Source organism: Stenotrophomonas sp. YJH_SMC_4, from assembly GCF_059371575.1.
The window spans coordinates 94,580-108,732 of the sequence record NZ_JCAFUR010000011.1; the positions used below are offsets into that span (position 1 = coordinate 94,580).

Consider the following 14,153-nt stretch of genomic DNA (forward strand, 5'->3'; position numbering starts at 1 on the left):
TGCCGACCAACGGTCGGCACCCACCGGTGGCAGGGGGTCGGCACCCACCGGTAGTGCCGGCCGCTGGCCGGCAATTCCCATTACAGGGTGACCGTCTCCACCACTTCCAGGCCGTACCCGGCCAGGCCGATCTGGCGGCGCGGGGTGCCCAGCACGCGCAGCTTGCCCAGACCCAGGTCGGACAGGATCTGCGCGCCGGCACCGTTGCGGCGCCACTGGCTCACGTCCTTGTCCTTGCCCGGTACCACCGGCGCCGGCTGCTGGCGCAGGCGGGCCAGCAGGGCTTCACCGTCGCGCGGGGCCTGCAGCACCACCATCACGCCGGCGCCTTCGGCATCGATCGCGCGCAGGGCATCGGTGGCAGCCACGCCGAAGTCGTCACGGCGCCAGTGCAGCAGGTCGGCCAGCGGGTTTTCTACCTGCACGCGCACGAGGGTCGGTGTTTCCGCATCCGGCGTGCCGCGGACCAGCGCGAAATGCAGGTCGTGGGCGATGCGGTCGCGATAGGTGACCAGCTTGAAGCGGCCGAATTCGGTGTCGATCTCGCGCTCGTCCACGCGTTCAACGGTCTTTTCGGTGGCCAGGCGGTAGGCGATCAGATCGGCGATGGAGCCCATCTTCAGCCCGTGCTCGCGCGCGAACACTTCCAGTTCCGGGCGGCGCGCCATGCTGCCGTCCGGGTTCAGGATCTCCACCAGCACGCCGGCCGGCTCCAGCCCAGCCAGCATGGCCATGTCCACCGCGGCTTCGGTGTGGCCGGCGCGGGTCAGCACGCCGCCCGGCTGGGCAATCAGCGGGAAGATGTGGCCCGGCTGGTGCAGGTCCGACGGCTTGGCGTTGGGCTTCACCGCGGTACGGATGGTATGGGCGCGGTCGTGTGCCGAAATGCCGGTGGTGACGCCCTCGGCGGCCTCGATGCTGACCGTGAAGTTGGTCTGGAACTGCGCGGTATTGGCCTGCACCATCGGCGCCAGGCCCAGATCGGCGGCGCGGGTACGGTTCAGCGGCAGGCACACCAGGCCACGCCCGTGGGTGACCATGAAGTTGATGTCGCTGGCCTTGACCAGCTCGGCGGCCATGATCAGGTCGCCTTCGTTCTCGCGGTCCTCGTCATCGACGATGACCACCATGCGGCCCAGGCGGATGTCTTCCAGGATTTCCGGAATAGGGGCGAAATTCATGCTGCATCTCCTTGCGGGTGCTGACCGTTGGCCGGCACGCTGATCAGGCGCTCGACATAGCGGGCGACCAGATCGATTTCAAGATTGACCGCGCTGCCCACGCCAGCGGCGGAGAACGCGGTGTTGGCCACGGTGTGCGGGATGAGGGCGACTTCGAAGCCTTCATCGTCCACTTCGTTGACGGTCAGGCTGACCCCATCCACGCAGATCGAGCCCTTCTTGGCGATGTAGCGGCGCAGCGAGGCCGGCGCGGCGAAGCGCCAGCGCTGGGCACGCGCGTCTTCGTGGATGGACAGCACCTGGCCGAGACCATCGACGTGGCCGCTGACCAGATGGCCGCCGAGACGATCGGTCGGGCGCATGGCGCGTTCGAGGTTGATGACCGCACCCTCGCCGAGCTGGCCCAGCGTGGTCAGGCCCAGGGTCTCGGTGGAGGCATCGGCCTGGAAGCTGCTGGCGTCGAATGCGATGACGGTGAGGCAGACACCGTTGATGGCGATGCTCTCGCCCATCTGCACGTTGTCGAACGGCAGATTCCCGACATTGAAGGTGAAGCGGACATCGCCGCCGATGGGTTCGCGAGCGGCCAGACGGCCGACGCCTTCGATGATTCCAGTAAACAAGAAACGTTCTCCGCAGGATGTGAGCGAAAAACGCCGCAAGGCAAACAGGCGCACGCAGGGCATTCGCCCTGTGGCACCGTCTTCTTTCATCCGGACTATGACCGTCGGCTCCGGCATTGGACCGGATCTGCTGACCCCCGGCCGTGGGCCGGGGCGCTCGCGGGCTCGTGCTTGCGCACCTACCGCCGGTGGGGAATTGCACCCCGCCCTGAAGACGTTTGTGTACCGGCGAACCGGCCTGGCCAGTGTACCAGCCCGGGCTGAACGGGGTCGGATGCCACAGCTGTGACGGCCGTCGCTCGCAATTTGTAAAACTTTCATTAAAATCCTGCCCTGGACGACATGATGTCGCCACGGGCAGCCGCAAGGGCAGGCCCGCCAATGGACTGAAATTCACAGGAATTCCCATGCGCAAGATCCTGATCGTGGCCGCCCTGCTGGCCGCCGCCCCGTTCACTGCGTCGGCCGACGCCCTGAGCTACACCTACGTTGAAGGTGGCTGGACGCAGGTCAAGGTTGACGACAACGCACTGGACGACCCGAAGGTCGACGGCGGCTACCTGCGTGGTTCGGTCGCGCTGGCCGAACAGGTCTACGTGTTCGGCGGCTGGTCGCGTACCAGCAAGACCCGCCATTACGGCGAAGATTCGCTGAAGCTGGAACTCAACCAGCCGGAGCTGGGCATTGGTTACCACATGCCGTGGTCCGATCGCGTGGACTTCACCGCCGATGCCGCCTGGGTGCGTCAGAACGCCGAATCGACCCTGCGCTATGACGGCGTGCGTTACCACGGCAAGGACCACACCAACCTGGGCCGCGTCACCATGGGTATCCGCGGCAAGCCGTCGCGCATGACCGAAGCCTGGGCCAAGGCCGGCTACATGGATGGCGGCAACAACTTCAAGGGCACCTGGGTTGGCACGGTCGGCGGCCAAATCAACTTCACCAGGACCTGGGGTCTGGTGGGCGAGATCTCCGGCTACCGCGACGTCACCCAGTACTCGGTTGGCGTGCGCGCCAGCTTCTGATCCAACGATCGCTTCTCGTCGAGCGATCGAACGGGCCCCGCAAGGGGCCCGTTTTTTTGGCCGGTGTGCAGCCACCATGTGACCGCTGGTCGCCATCGAAAGTACTGCTGGATGCGCTAGGCTTGCGCGCCTCTGGAAAAGGAAAACACCGTCATGAAGACCTTCACCCGTACCCTGCTGGCCAGCGCCCTGCTGTGCGCCCCGCTGATGGCCGGCGCCGCATCGGCCCAGCTGACCCCCGAGCAGGCCTTCGACCTGTACGCGCGCACCCTGCTGGAAGACGACGCGGCTGCTACCCGCACGCTCAACGATGCGCTGAAACCCGCCTTTGAAGGCCAGGACGCGGTGACCCCGACCCCGGGCGCACTGGCCAAGGCCCTGGCCGAACCGTGGCAGACCGTGCTGGCCAGCGCCGGTGACAAGACCGGCGCTGCGGCCACTGAAGCGCTGTACGCCAAGGCCCTGCGCGATTCAAAGTGCCGCGCGACCAAGAGCGTGGTCGAAGACAACGAATACGTTGAAGACCAGAAGCTGGCGCGCATCAGCTTCAGCTGCCAGGTGCCCGACCTGGGCAAGGTGCGCCCGCTGTTCGCCGCCAGCCTGGCCGCCGATGCCAGCCCGGCCTCGCGCAAGCAGTTCACCGATGCCTATACCCAGGCACTGCAGAGTGGCGCGCGCGTGCCGGTCAGCGGCACCTTCACCCTGTACCCGGCCAAGGACAATGGCTACTGGTACAGCGGCAACTTCGATGATCTGGTAGGCACCGTGGCCGGTGCACTGGCACCGTTCGAAGACTGGATGCAGGACGTGCAGGCCGCCAGCGCACCGAAGGTGACCGGCGTACCGGGCTGCGACCTGCTGCTGCAGCAGCACCGCGCCTGCGTGGCGAAGATCGCGCCGGACCAGATCAGCGGCGTGGATGCGATGGCCGAGGAACTGAAAACAAAGGCGCAGGTGCAGTCGGCCGAAGCGATGACGCAGGAGTGCAAGGCACTGCGCCCGATCGCCGAGATGATGTGGACCGACGAGTGCAGGTGAGGGCGCAGGGGCCGAACGCAGCCGCATTGGCGATATCCGGCTCGACCCCGGCCGCAGGTTCGGACGAGTTGCATGGACAGGCCTGGGGGCGGGGGGCATTCTCCCCCGCCCCGTCCCGATGGAATCACCGTGCACCGCCCTCTTCTCTGCCTGCTTGCCCTGGGCATGCACCTGCCTTTGGCAACTGCCCGCGACAGAACCCCGGAAGACGTCGTTTCCCAGCATCTGCAGGCCATGCATGAACGCAACGACTTCGCACTGCAGATGCTTGTCCAGAAGCAGCAGGCCGACCGGACCGGTGCAACCAGTGATCTCTTCAATGCTCCGCCCATGGCGGAGTTGCTGGCGACCTGGACGAGGAACATCGAGCGCCATGTCGATCCGATCGACGGCGTGGATTCGCCACATCTTGTCTGGGCGCTGCAGGTTCTGGCCAACAGCCGATGCAAGCCCTACCGAAGCGAGGCATGGCACAGTCTGACCGAAGGCATGCAGGTTGCCGACGTGCACTTCAGCTGCCGCGTGGGCGATGTCGAGCGTCTTCGGTACCTGTCCGAGGCTACGGTCTTCGATGGCGGTGAGCAGAGCGAGCAGCGCTTCTGGAGAGCCTATATCGAGACGTTGCGCGACGGCCCCTTCCACGAGATCGTTGGCACCACGCGCGTGGTATCGACCACTCGCGAACCCGCCTGGCACAGCGAGAAGTCGAGGCATCCGAATGAAGACTTCCCCTCCGGCCGCGTCGAACATGACATATACGTGGTTCTGACCGAAGCACTGATCGCACAGCCGCGCCACCTGGACCGCGCGGGCACGCGTGACGCCATCGCACAGATGACAGGCATCGTCGAGTGTGACGACCTGCTGCAACAGCATCGCCGCTGCATGGCACGCATTGCGCCGCAGGAACTGAAGGGGGTGAGTGACCTGGCCACTACCCTGAGCAAGCGGCGACAGCAGATTCCCGAGGCGGAGCTGCTGCAGCAATGCATGGCCTTGCGGCCCGCAATGCAGGCACTCTGGACGCATGAGTGCCACTAGGCCGCGAACAGCCGAACGCACTTTCAGAACCGTTGCATGGCCCATTGCGGTGTGCATGGTCAATGCTGTTGCTCTCTTCCACCGGGGCAACCGCATGAAACATCGTACAGGGTCGACCACGGTCATGCTGCTGGCGCTGATGGTGTGTGGGCAGGCCGAAGCGCACAGGCCCAAGACCTTCATCATCCGCCCATCGGTTGCCTTCGAGTCGAACCAGCTACGCGACAGGGACATCGATGCACAGCTGAGCGAAGACGACGACTGCCGTGCATTCCTGATATACCACGATGAATGTGCGCCGACGGTATTGCCGGACGAGTACGACGACGGCATCAGCCGGCGCAGGCTGCGGTCGAAGTCAACGCAACTGACGGGGGAAGCGCTCGGTGCCTACTGCCGGGACCTGCACATGCTGTGGAAGCAGCAATGGGCAGAGCAGTGCCCCGCCGACGAGGACGAGGGCACCTGACGACACAGGAGATGCCGTCATTCCCTCACGGGCGCAACAACAGTCTGATGTCCTCGCCCACCTGGCGCTGGTCAACCACACGCAGGCGGCGCTGCTGGTCCATTGCATCGATGCCGAGGCCGGCCAGCAGCGGGCGTCCGTTATCGCCCAGCAACGTGGGGGCCTGGTACAGCAGCAGCTCGTCCACCCAGCCGCCGCGCAGCAGCGCACCGGCCAGCGTCGCGCCGGCTTCTGTATGCACTTCGTTGATGCCGCGCTCGGCCAGCAGCGCCAGCACCGCGCCCAGGTCCAGCCGCCCTTCAACGCAGGGCACGCTGGCGAATTCGGCGTCGGCCGCATCCGGTGCACTCACCGCTGCATCGTGCAGGTACAGCGTCGGTGCCCCACCCTCGCGCACACGGCTGCACTCCAGTGAGCGCAGGCGCGAATCCAGCACCACGCGCAGTGGCGGCATCACCTCGGTATCGGCCAGGCGCGCGGTCAGCATCGGGTCGTCGGCCAGCACGGTATCGGCGCCGGTCAGGATCGCACCTGCGCGCGCGCGCCAGTGCTGCACGTCTTCGCGCGCGGCCGGGCCGGTGATCCACTTGGAGCTGCCATCGGCCATCGCGGTGCGACCGTCGACGCTGGCCGCCAGCTTCACCCGCAGCCACGGCCGGTTGCGCTCCACGCGCGATAGGAAGCCCTTGTTGAGCTCACGCGCCTGCGTCGCCATCAGTCCTTCGGCAACCTCGATGCCGGCATTGCGCAGCAGATCGAAGCCACCACCATCGACCTTCGGGAACGGATCGCGCATCGCGGCAACGACGCGCGACACGCCCGCTTCGATCAAGGCCAGCGCGCACGGCGGTGTGCGCCCGTAGTGCGCACAAGGCTCCAGGGTGACGTAGGCGGTGGCACCACGCGCCTCGCTTCCGGCCTCGCGCAGGGCGAACACTTCAGCATGCGGACCGCCGGCGCGCTGATGCCAGCCCTGCCCGACCACGCGTTCGCCGTGGGCGATGACGCAACCGACCATTGGGTTGGGGCGGGTGGTATAGGCAGCACGCTCGGCCAGGCGCAGTGCGTTGGCCATGTGCAGGTGGTCGAGGACGGAGAACGGGATGCTCATGCCACCATGGTACCGCCGCTGGCGTAGATCCATGCCATCAGTGCCAACCAAGGTTGGCCCCCACCAGAGCAACGGCCATTGTGCCAACCAAGGTTGGCACCCACCAAGGCAGAAGCGGTCAGCCCTTCTTCTTCTTGGTCAGGGCAATCACGTCGCCCAGCAGCTGCAGCTGTTCGGTACTGGACGGCAGGTCACGTTCCAGCTTCTCGATCTCCTCGCGGAAATCGGCAACGTCCTCGAAGCTGCGATAGACCGAAGCAAACCGCACATAGCCGACATGATCGAGCTTGCGCAGTTCGTTCATGACGAACTCGCCGACCTTGATCGAAGGCACTTCACGCTCGCCGCTGATGCGCAGCTGGTGAACCACCGCCCGCACCGCCGCTTCGATCTTGTCTTCGGCCACCGCACGCTTCTGCAGTGCGCGGTCGAAACCAGCGCGGACCTTGCGCTGGTCGAAGGCTTCGCGGGTGCCATCGCTCTTGATGATCGCCGGCAGCTTCAGTTCAACCGTTTCCATGGTGCTGAAGCGCTCGCCGCAGGCTTCGCATTCACGCCGACGGCGGATCGTCGCGCCGTCTTCGGAGACGCGCGAGTCGATGACCCGGGTATCGGCATGTTGGCAGAAGGGGCAATGCATGGAACGCCTGGCTCAGGGGGCAACCTAGATGCCACGGTCATGGCAGCGTCGCAAAGGTACCTGAGAAAGGGTCCAGCAGCAAATGCTGCCTGCGCGAAAGCCGGAATGGGCGCCTGATGCGCTCTTGGGCCGCCACTCAGCCGGCCGGGCCGGACGCCGGAGTATTCCCGCCCCAGCGCAACCACAACAGGTGCGCGGCCAGCACCAGCAGCAGTGGGCCAAACCCGAGAAAGCCCAAGGTCGAGATCTCCCCTTCCTTGAAGGTGAAATACAGCGTGGCGGCGACGACACCCAGCGCGGCCAGTATTCCCAGCACCAGGCCAATCCATGCGACCACCGGCGCCTGATGCAGGCCTGCGCGACCACGCCACAGGAAGAGGCCGCTCAGCCACATCCAGGACAGCAGGCCGAGCACTCCGGCCGATGACCAGAGCAGCAACAGCGAGTGCTCATCGCCAGTCAGATACTTGCCATCCAGCACGACCATCAACCCCAATACTGCCCCGGTGCCTCCTGCCGCCGCGGTGGGCAGGCCCACCAGCAGGCCTGCTATCCCCATCCATCGTTTGTGCTGCTGCTCATCCATGCGTTCCATTCCCTTTGATTGGCCGCGTCAGGCGCGGCGCTTGAGCCACACCAGCATGGCGGCCGGTACCAGCATCGACGGCCCCAGCAGCAGTAGTTCCAACGCGGCGCCCCCCTGCTGGAAGCCGAACCATGCGGTCATCCAGAGAACCGGCAGCGCTGCCAGCCCACCGGCCAGCAGCAGCCACCACCAGATCGCGCGCACCTGCAGGCCGGCCCGGCCCTGCAGCAGGTAGCCGGCGCTGAGCCACAGCCAGGCCAGGCAACCCGCCACGCCGGCCAGGCCCCACAGCAGTGGCACCAGATCGGGGGAGCGGTTGCCGCCGAAGGATTGCACGCCAACAACCAGGAACATCACCGCGACCGCGCCGCCCATCGCCAGGCCGGGCAGGCCGAGCAGTACCGCCAACGCGGCATACAGGTACTTGAGGCGGCGCTCATCCATGCGCGGTTACTCCGATGCCCGCGCTCGTACGGGCGGCACATCCACGGTATCGGCACGCGCACGCAGCAACATCAGCATGCCGGTGGGCACCAGCAGCGACGGCCCTGCGAAGAGACCGCTCACCACCGCCGGGCCCAACCCGGAGAAGGTATATATCGCCAATCCCAGCAACGGCAGGCCCGCCAGCACGCCCATGCCCAGCAACCACCACCAGCGTGGCGAGGCCGTGCGCAGGCCCTGCAGTCCATCACGCAACCAGATGACGCTGAGCGCGACCCAGGCCACCAGGCCGGCAAGCGCGGCCGTTCCCCAGACGCACATGACGGCAGCGAACCACAGCTTGTCAGCATCCAGCGAGACCAGGCCGATCACCCCCATGACCAGGGCGATGCAGGCACCGACGCCGCCCGCGAAAAGGCTGGGCAGGCCGAACAGCGCGGCCAGCACCACGTACAGATACTTGAGGCGGCGCTCATCCATGCGCGGTTGCTCCAATACCGGGGTCAGAGCCCTTCCCTGCGGGAAGGGATCCGACCCCTGTTTCGATCAGCCGTAGACCGGGTACTTGCGGCACTGCGCGCTGACGGCGTCGCGCACGCGGGCGATGACAGCGTCGTCGTTCGGTGCATCAAGCACGTCGGCGATCCAGTTGGCCAGGTCCACGCAGTCCTGTTCGACGTAGCCACGGGTGGTCACCGCCGGGGTGCCCAGGCGCAGGCCCGAGGTCACGAACGGCGAGCGCGGGTCGTTCGGCACCGAGTTCTTGTTGACGGTGATGTGGGCCTTGCCCAGCGCGGCCTCCGCGTCCTTGCCGGACACGTCCTTGCCGATCATGTCGACCAGCATCAGGTGGTTCTGGGTACCACCGGAGACGATCTTGTAGCCGCGCGCGATCAGCGTGTTGGCCATCGCCTGGGCGTTCTTCACCACCTGCTGCTGATAGGCCTTGAAGCCCGGTTCCAGCGCTTCCTTGAAGGCCACGGCCTTGCCGGCGATGACGTGCATCAGCGGACCACCCTGGATGCCCGGGAACACGATCGACTGCAGCTTCTTGACCAGGTCTTCGTCGGCGCCCTTGGCGACGATGATGCCGCCACGCGGGCCGCGCAGGGTCTTGTGGGTGGTCGAGGTGACCACGTGAGCATGTTCCAGCGGGCTCGGGTAGACGCCGGCGGCGACCAGGCCGGCGACGTGCGCCATGTCCACGAACAGGTAGGCACCGACCTTGTCGGCGATGGCACGGAAGCGCGCCCAGTCGATCACCTGCGAGTAGGCCGAGAAACCAGCCACGACCATCTTCGGCTTGTGCTCCAGGGCCAGGCGCTCGACTTCGTCGTAATCGATCAGGCCCTGGTCGTTCACGCCGTACTGCACGGCGTTGAACAGCTTGCCCGAGGCATTCACCTTGGCACCGTGGGTGAGGTGGCCGCCGTGGGCCAGGCTCATGCCAAGGATGGTGTCGCCCGGCTGCAGCAGCGCGAAGTACACGGCCTGGTTGGCCTGCGAACCGCTGTGCGGCTGCACGTTGGCATAGTCCGCACCGAACAGCTGCTTCAGGCGGTCGATCGCCAGCTGCTCGGCGATGTCCACGTATTCGCAGCCGCCGTAGTAGCGCTTGCCCGGGTAGCCTTCGGCGTACTTGTTGGTCAGCTGGCTGCCCTGGGCTTCCATCACCGCCGGGCTGGTGTAGTTCTCGCTGGCGATCAGCTCGACGTGGTCTTCCTGGCGCTGGGTTTCAGCGGCGATGGCCTTGGCCAGTTCGGGATCGTAGGATTCGATGCGGACGTCACGCGGGAACATCGGGTACTCCAGCAGGCAGGGAAAAGGGGTACGGCTCAGCCTTCGATTGTAGCCCCGCACCGGCCCGCTGGGGCCGAAACGGACGGGGCCGGCATCCCCGAAGGAATCCGGCCCCGTATGGTTTCGATTGATGTCGTGGGGTCAGAGCCCTTTCCGTTGGAAAGGGATCCGACCCCAGCCGCGCCCCTCAGCGGCTGCTGAGTACGTACTGGGCGATCACACCGGTCGCGATGGCGACCAGCAGCATGTTGCCGCGATCATCGCGGATCCACTGGTGGCCGTACGGCGGGCGGCGCAGGTTGTAGCGCGGGTAGTCGTTCACCACGTAGATCGGGCCACGGTAGTAGTCGCGGTAGCGGTGGCCGACCTTCCAGCCGTAGCCGGGGCCATAGGCAGGGCGATAGACCACCCGCGGCGGTGCCGGACGGTAGTAGCGGTCATGGTCGCGGTGCCAGTCGCGGCGGTCGCGCTCCCAGTCGCGCCGGGCCTCGCGGCGGTCGCGCTCCCAGTCACGGCGGTCCTGGCGCCACTCACGGCGATCCTCCCGCCATTCACGGCGGTCGTGGTCGCGGCGATGGTCGTTGTCGGCGAAGGCCGGGGCCACGGCGCCCAGTGCCAGCACAGAGGCCACGGCACTGGCCATTACTCGATTGATGCGCATGTCAGACCTCTGCTTGGGTGGGTGGTGAACCCATATTGCGCAACCGATCTGAACCGTTTCCGGCTGGAAACGCTTCCCGCTGCAGGACTGTGACCGAGTATTCAGGCGATAGCCAGCCCGGCGGCGCCTCCCGGGAGCGGCCCGGAACCGGTTCCGGCTATAATTGGTGGTATTCCATTTCAGTCTGTGCCCGCTGCCGCAACGGGATGTTCCCGTGACGGGTCGGGCGCAGGGCCGCGCCTACGGAGACCGCATGTCCTCGCAATACATCTACACCATGAACCGCGTGTCCAAGGTGGTCCCGCCCAAGCGGCAGATCATCAAGGACATCTCGCTGTCCTTCTTCCCGGGCGCGAAGATCGGCCTGCTGGGCCTGAACGGCGCCGGCAAGTCCACCGTGCTGAAGATCATGGCCGGCGTGGATACCGATTTCGAGGGCGAAGCCCGCCCGCAGCCCGGCATCAAGGTCGGCTACCTGGCGCAGGAACCGGAGCTGGACCCGACCAAGACCGTGCGTGAAGCGGTCGAGGAAGGCGTGGGCGAAGTGCTGCAGGCACAGGCCGCGCTGGAAGCGGTGTACGCCGCCTACGCCGAGGAAGGTGCCGACTTCGACGCACTGGCCAAGGAACAGGAGCGCCTGGAGGCGATCCTCGCCGCTGGCGACGCGCACACGCTGGAAAACCAGCTGGACGTGGCCGCCGATGCGCTGCGCCTGCCGCCGTGGGATGCCGTGGTCGGCAAGCTGTCCGGCGGTGAGAAGCGCCGCGTGGCGCTGTGCCGCCTGCTGCTGCAGAAGCCGGACATGCTGCTGCTCGACGAACCGACCAACCACCTCGACGCCGAGTCGGTGGAATGGCTGGAGCAGTTCCTGGCGCGCTACACCGGCACCGTGGTGGCCGTTACCCACGATCGCTACTTCCTGGACAACGCCGCCGAGTGGATCCTGGAACTGGACCGCGGCCGCGGCATTCCGTGGAAGGGCAACTACACCGACTGGCTGACCCAGAAGGACGAGCGCCTGAAGCAGGAAGACAACCAGGAAAAGGCTCGCCAGAAGGCGATCCAGAAGGAACTGGAGTGGTCGCGCCAGAACGCCAAGGGCGGCCGCACCAAGGGCAAGGCCCGTCTGGCCCGCCTGGAAGAGCTGCAGTCGGTCGATTACCAGAAGCGCAACGAGACCAACGAAATCTTCATCCCGCCGGGCGAGCGCCTGGGCAATGCGGTGATGGAGTTCAAGAACGTCTCCAAGAAGTTCGGCGACCGCCTGCTGTTCGACAACCTGAGCTTCCTGGTGCCGGCCGGTGCCATCGTCGGCATCATCGGCCCGAACGGTGCCGGTAAGTCGACCCTGTTCAAGATGATCACCGGCCAGGAAAAGCCGGATACCGGCGAGATCGTGGTCGGCCCGACCGTGAAGCTGTCCTACGTGGACCAGAGCCGCGACGCGCTGGAAGGCAACCACAACGTCTTCCAGGAAATCGCCGGCGGCCTGGACATCCTCAACATCAACGGCATCGAGATCCAGTCGCGCGCCTACATCGGCCGCTTCAACTTCAAGGGCCAGGACCAGCAGAAGATGGTCGGTTCGCTGTCCGGTGGTGAGCGTGGCCGCCTGCACATGGCCAAGACCCTGCTGCAGGGTGGCAACGTGCTGCTGCTCGACGAACCGTCCAACGACCTGGACATCGAAACCCTGCGTGCGCTGGAAGATGCGCTGCTGGAGTTCCCGGGCAACACCTTCGTCATTTCGCATGACCGCTGGTTCCTGGATCGCATCGCGACCCACATCCTGGCGTTCGAAGGCGACTCGCACGTGGAGTTCTTCCAGGGCAACTACCGCGAGTACGAAGAAGACAAGCGCCGCCGCATGGGCGACGACGCCGCGCCGAAGCGCCTGCGCTTCAAGGCGCTGAAGTAAGGCAACCGGAAAGGCCGCGCTCGCGCGGCCTTTCTCCTTTTTGCAATGTGTACCGACCATGCATGCCGGCCAGCGGCCGGCATCTACCCATGAGCGACCCCATGTCCCTGTTCGAGCGCCTGTTCCAGCTGCAGCAGCACGGCACCACCGTGCGCACCGAGCTGCTGGCCGGTGTCACCACCTTCCTGACGATGTCCTACATCGTCTTCGTGAACCCCGAGATCCTCGGCACCACCGGCATGGATGCGGGTGCGGTGTTCGTGGCCACCTGCCTGGCCGCCGCACTGGGTTCGGCAGTGATGGCGCTGGCCGCCAACTTCCCGGTCGGCATGGCGCCCGGCATGGGCCTGAACGCGTTCTTCGCCTTCACCGTGGTCGGCGCCGCCGGCCTGCCGTGGCAGCAGGCACTGGGTGCGGTGTTCATCTCAGGCCTGGTGTTCCTGGTGCTGTCGCTGACCGGAGTACGCGCGTGGCTGGTATCGGGTATTCCCTCATCGCTGCGCTCGGCCATCGTGGCCGGCATCGGCCTGTTCCTGGCGATCATCGCGCTGCAGAAGTCGGGCGTGATCGTCGGCAATGAAGACACGCTGGTGGCACTGGGCCCGTTGAACACGGCGCCGCCGCTGCTGGCACTGGCCGGCTTCCTGCTGATCGCGGTGCTGGAAGCGCGCCGCATCCGCGGTGCGATCCTGATCGGCATCCTGGCCGTGACCGGCGCTGGCTGGGCATTGGGCGACGTGCAGTACCAGGGTCTGGTCTCGCTGCCGCCGAGCCTTGCACCCACCTTCCTGCAGCTGGACCTGCCGGGCCTGCTGCACCATGACGGCGGCGCACCCATCGCAGTACTTCTGCAGGTGGTGCTGGTGTTCGTGCTGGTGGAAGTGTTCGATGCCACCGGTACCCTGTACGGCGTAGTCGGCCGGGCTGGCCTGCTGAAGCTGCCGGGCGCGCAGAAGCGTTTCGGCCGCGCGCTGCTGGCCGACAGCACCGCGATCGTGGCGGGCTCGATGCTCGGCACCAGCAGCACCACGGCCTTTGCCGAAAGCGCCTCCGGCGTGCAGGTGGGCGGCCGCACCGGCCTGACCGCACTGGTGGTGTCGGCGCTGTTTCTGGCGGCGCTGCTGTTCTCGCCGTTGGCAGCGATGGTGCCCAGCTATGCCACCGCGCCGGCCCTGTTGTTCGTGGCTGGCCTGATGCTGCGTGAGCTGGTGGAAGTGGACTGGAGCGACCTGACCGAATCGGTGCCGGCGGCGCTGTGTGCGCTGGCGATGCCGTTCACCTACTCGATTGCCAACGGCCTGGCGTTCGGCTTCATCGCCTATGCCGCGCTGAAGGCGGGTACCGGGCGCTGGCGCGAAGTGCATCCGGCGGTGTGGCTGGTGGCGGTGCTGTTCACCCTGCGCTACGCGTTGGAATAAGCGGTAGGCGATGCCGGCCAGCGGCCGGCACTACCAGATGGTGATTCACCTGCCATCCGGGGCGCGATGCCGGCCAGCGGCCGGCACTACCAGATGGTGATTCACCTGCCATCCGGGGCGCGATGCCGGCCAGCGGCCGGCACTACCGGGTGGTGATTCACCTGCCACCTTGGGCGCGATGCCGGCCAGCGGCCG

At 66.3% G+C, this 14,153-nt stretch carries 15 protein-coding genes and 1 riboswitch; of the genes, 6 read left to right on the forward strand and 9 right to left on the reverse strand.

Annotated elements, in window-relative coordinates:
- Positions 1 to 80: 80 nt before the first annotated feature.
- Positions 81 to 1,181, reverse strand: a complete 1,101-nt coding sequence (ribB, locus tag AC5P9F_RS15420) for a 3,4-dihydroxy-2-butanone-4-phosphate synthase (protein ID WP_150359470.1) — start codon at positions 1,179 to 1,181, stop codon at positions 81 to 83.
- Entirely contained in the window at positions 1,178 to 1,804 is a 627-nt protein-coding gene (locus tag AC5P9F_RS15425) for a riboflavin synthase (RefSeq protein WP_049397406.1), read from the reverse strand. Before AC5P9F_RS15425 ends, ribB begins: the two co-directional genes overlap by 4 nt.
- 74 nt (positions 1,805 to 1,878) lie before the next feature.
- Positions 1,879 to 2,024, reverse strand: a riboswitch (FMN riboswitch).
- A gap of 187 nt (positions 2,025 to 2,211) precedes the next feature.
- On the opposite strand from AC5P9F_RS15425, the gene AC5P9F_RS15430 reads away from it, so the two are divergent.
- The 4 genes from AC5P9F_RS15430 to AC5P9F_RS15445 all read left to right on the forward strand — a co-directional run bounded on the left by AC5P9F_RS15430 (position 2,212) and on the right by AC5P9F_RS15445 (position 5,380).
- Positions 2,212 to 2,832, forward strand: a complete 621-nt coding sequence (locus AC5P9F_RS15430) for a hypothetical protein (protein ID WP_049397405.1) — start codon at positions 2,212 to 2,214, stop codon at positions 2,830 to 2,832.
- A gap of 153 nt (positions 2,833 to 2,985) precedes the next feature.
- Positions 2,986 to 3,870 (forward strand): hypothetical protein, encoded by an 885-nt coding sequence (locus AC5P9F_RS15435; RefSeq protein WP_049397403.1) that lies wholly within the window; start codon positions 2,986 to 2,988, stop codon positions 3,868 to 3,870.
- 129 nt (positions 3,871 to 3,999) lie between these two features.
- Positions 4,000 to 4,911 carry a hypothetical protein gene (locus tag AC5P9F_RS15440; RefSeq protein WP_133050600.1) on the forward strand — a complete coding sequence of 304 codons (912 nt, stop codon included), beginning with the start codon at positions 4,000 to 4,002 and terminating at the stop codon, positions 4,909 to 4,911.
- Positions 4,912 to 4,966: 55 nt separating this feature from the next.
- Positions 4,967 to 5,380 carry a hypothetical protein gene (locus AC5P9F_RS15445; RefSeq protein WP_223846467.1) on the forward strand — a complete coding sequence of 138 codons (414 nt, stop codon included), beginning with the start codon at positions 4,967 to 4,969 and terminating at the stop codon, positions 5,378 to 5,380.
- 25 nt (positions 5,381 to 5,405) lie between these two features.
- Here the strand turns inward: AC5P9F_RS15445 and ribD are convergent, their stop codons facing one another.
- From ribD to AC5P9F_RS15480, 7 genes are all read right to left on the reverse strand, one after another.
- Complete coding sequence (ribD, locus tag AC5P9F_RS15450) at positions 5,406 to 6,491, reverse strand: bifunctional diaminohydroxyphosphoribosylaminopyrimidine deaminase/5-amino-6-(5-phosphoribosylamino)uracil reductase RibD (protein WP_049397401.1); 1,086 nt, start codon at positions 6,489 to 6,491, stop codon at positions 5,406 to 5,408.
- Positions 6,492 to 6,609: 118 nt separating this feature from the next.
- Positions 6,610 to 7,131: a transcriptional regulator NrdR gene (nrdR, locus tag AC5P9F_RS15455; RefSeq protein ID WP_049397400.1), complete on the reverse strand. Its 522-nt coding sequence runs from the start codon at positions 7,129 to 7,131 to the stop codon at positions 6,610 to 6,612.
- 136 nt (positions 7,132 to 7,267) lie between these two features.
- Complete coding sequence (locus AC5P9F_RS15460; RefSeq protein ID WP_049397456.1) at positions 7,268 to 7,717, reverse strand: hypothetical protein; 450 nt, start codon at positions 7,715 to 7,717, stop codon at positions 7,268 to 7,270.
- A 27-nt stretch (positions 7,718 to 7,744) separates the two neighbouring features.
- Complete coding sequence (locus AC5P9F_RS15465) at positions 7,745 to 8,161, reverse strand: hypothetical protein (RefSeq protein ID WP_049397398.1); 417 nt, start codon at positions 8,159 to 8,161, stop codon at positions 7,745 to 7,747.
- Positions 8,162 to 8,167: 6 nt separating this feature from the next.
- Positions 8,168 to 8,641, reverse strand: a complete 474-nt coding sequence (locus AC5P9F_RS15470) for a hypothetical protein (RefSeq protein WP_049397397.1) — start codon at positions 8,639 to 8,641, stop codon at positions 8,168 to 8,170.
- Positions 8,642 to 8,707: 66 nt separating this feature from the next.
- The gene (gene glyA / locus AC5P9F_RS15475) at positions 8,708 to 9,961 is read right to left on the reverse strand and encodes a serine hydroxymethyltransferase (RefSeq protein WP_010481990.1); all 1,254 of its coding nucleotides are present in this window, start codon (positions 9,959 to 9,961) and stop codon (positions 8,708 to 8,710) included.
- A gap of 187 nt (positions 9,962 to 10,148) precedes the next feature.
- Positions 10,149 to 10,622, reverse strand: coding sequence for an RcnB family protein (locus AC5P9F_RS15480; RefSeq protein ID WP_033834700.1), 474 nt, complete (start codon positions 10,620 to 10,622; stop codon positions 10,149 to 10,151).
- 253 nt (positions 10,623 to 10,875) lie between these two features.
- On the opposite strand from AC5P9F_RS15480, the gene ettA reads away from it, so the two are divergent.
- Both ettA and AC5P9F_RS15490 read left to right on the forward strand, forming a co-directional pair.
- A complete protein-coding gene (ettA, locus tag AC5P9F_RS15485; protein WP_010481992.1) occupies positions 10,876 to 12,540 on the forward strand; it encodes an energy-dependent translational throttle protein EttA in 1,665 nt (554 codons plus the stop codon).
- A gap of 101 nt (positions 12,541 to 12,641) precedes the next feature.
- Positions 12,642 to 13,958: an NCS2 family permease gene (locus AC5P9F_RS15490; RefSeq protein WP_005408048.1), complete on the forward strand. Its 1,317-nt coding sequence runs from the start codon at positions 12,642 to 12,644 to the stop codon at positions 13,956 to 13,958.
- Positions 13,959 to 14,153 lie beyond the last annotated feature (195 nt).

What these genes read in the sequence shown, in the direction of transcription:
- ribB (WP_150359470.1), bottom strand. Translation starts at nt 1,181, where the DNA reads ATGAATTTCGCCCCTATTCCGGAAATCCTGGAAGACATCCGCCTGGGC.
- AC5P9F_RS15430 (WP_049397405.1), top strand. Translation starts at nt 2,212, where the DNA reads ATGCGCAAGATCCTGATCGTGGCCGCCCTGCTGGCCGCCGCCCCGTTC.
- AC5P9F_RS15435 (WP_049397403.1), top strand. Translation starts at nt 2,986, where the DNA reads ATGAAGACCTTCACCCGTACCCTGCTGGCCAGCGCCCTGCTGTGCGCC.
- AC5P9F_RS15445 (WP_223846467.1), top strand. Translation starts at nt 4,967, where the DNA reads ATGGTCAATGCTGTTGCTCTCTTCCACCGGGGCAACCGCATGAAACAT.
- ribD (WP_049397401.1), bottom strand. Translation starts at nt 6,491, where the DNA reads ATGAGCATCCCGTTCTCCGTCCTCGACCACCTGCACATGGCCAACGCA.
- nrdR (WP_049397400.1), bottom strand. Translation starts at nt 7,131, where the DNA reads ATGCATTGCCCCTTCTGCCAACATGCCGATACCCGGGTCATCGACTCG.
- AC5P9F_RS15460 (WP_049397456.1), bottom strand. Translation starts at nt 7,717, where the DNA reads ATGGATGAGCAGCAGCACAAACGATGGATGGGGATAGCAGGCCTGCTG.
- AC5P9F_RS15465 (WP_049397398.1), bottom strand. Translation starts at nt 8,161, where the DNA reads ATGGATGAGCGCCGCCTCAAGTACCTGTATGCCGCGTTGGCGGTACTG.
- AC5P9F_RS15470 (WP_049397397.1), bottom strand. Translation starts at nt 8,641, where the DNA reads ATGGATGAGCGCCGCCTCAAGTATCTGTACGTGGTGCTGGCCGCGCTG.
- glyA (WP_010481990.1), bottom strand. Translation starts at nt 9,961, where the DNA reads ATGTTCCCGCGTGACGTCCGCATCGAATCCTACGATCCCGAACTGGCC.
- AC5P9F_RS15480 (WP_033834700.1), bottom strand. Translation starts at nt 10,622, where the DNA reads ATGCGCATCAATCGAGTAATGGCCAGTGCCGTGGCCTCTGTGCTGGCA.
- ettA (WP_010481992.1), top strand. Translation starts at nt 10,876, where the DNA reads ATGTCCTCGCAATACATCTACACCATGAACCGCGTGTCCAAGGTGGTC.
- AC5P9F_RS15490 (WP_005408048.1), top strand. Translation starts at nt 12,642, where the DNA reads ATGTCCCTGTTCGAGCGCCTGTTCCAGCTGCAGCAGCACGGCACCACC.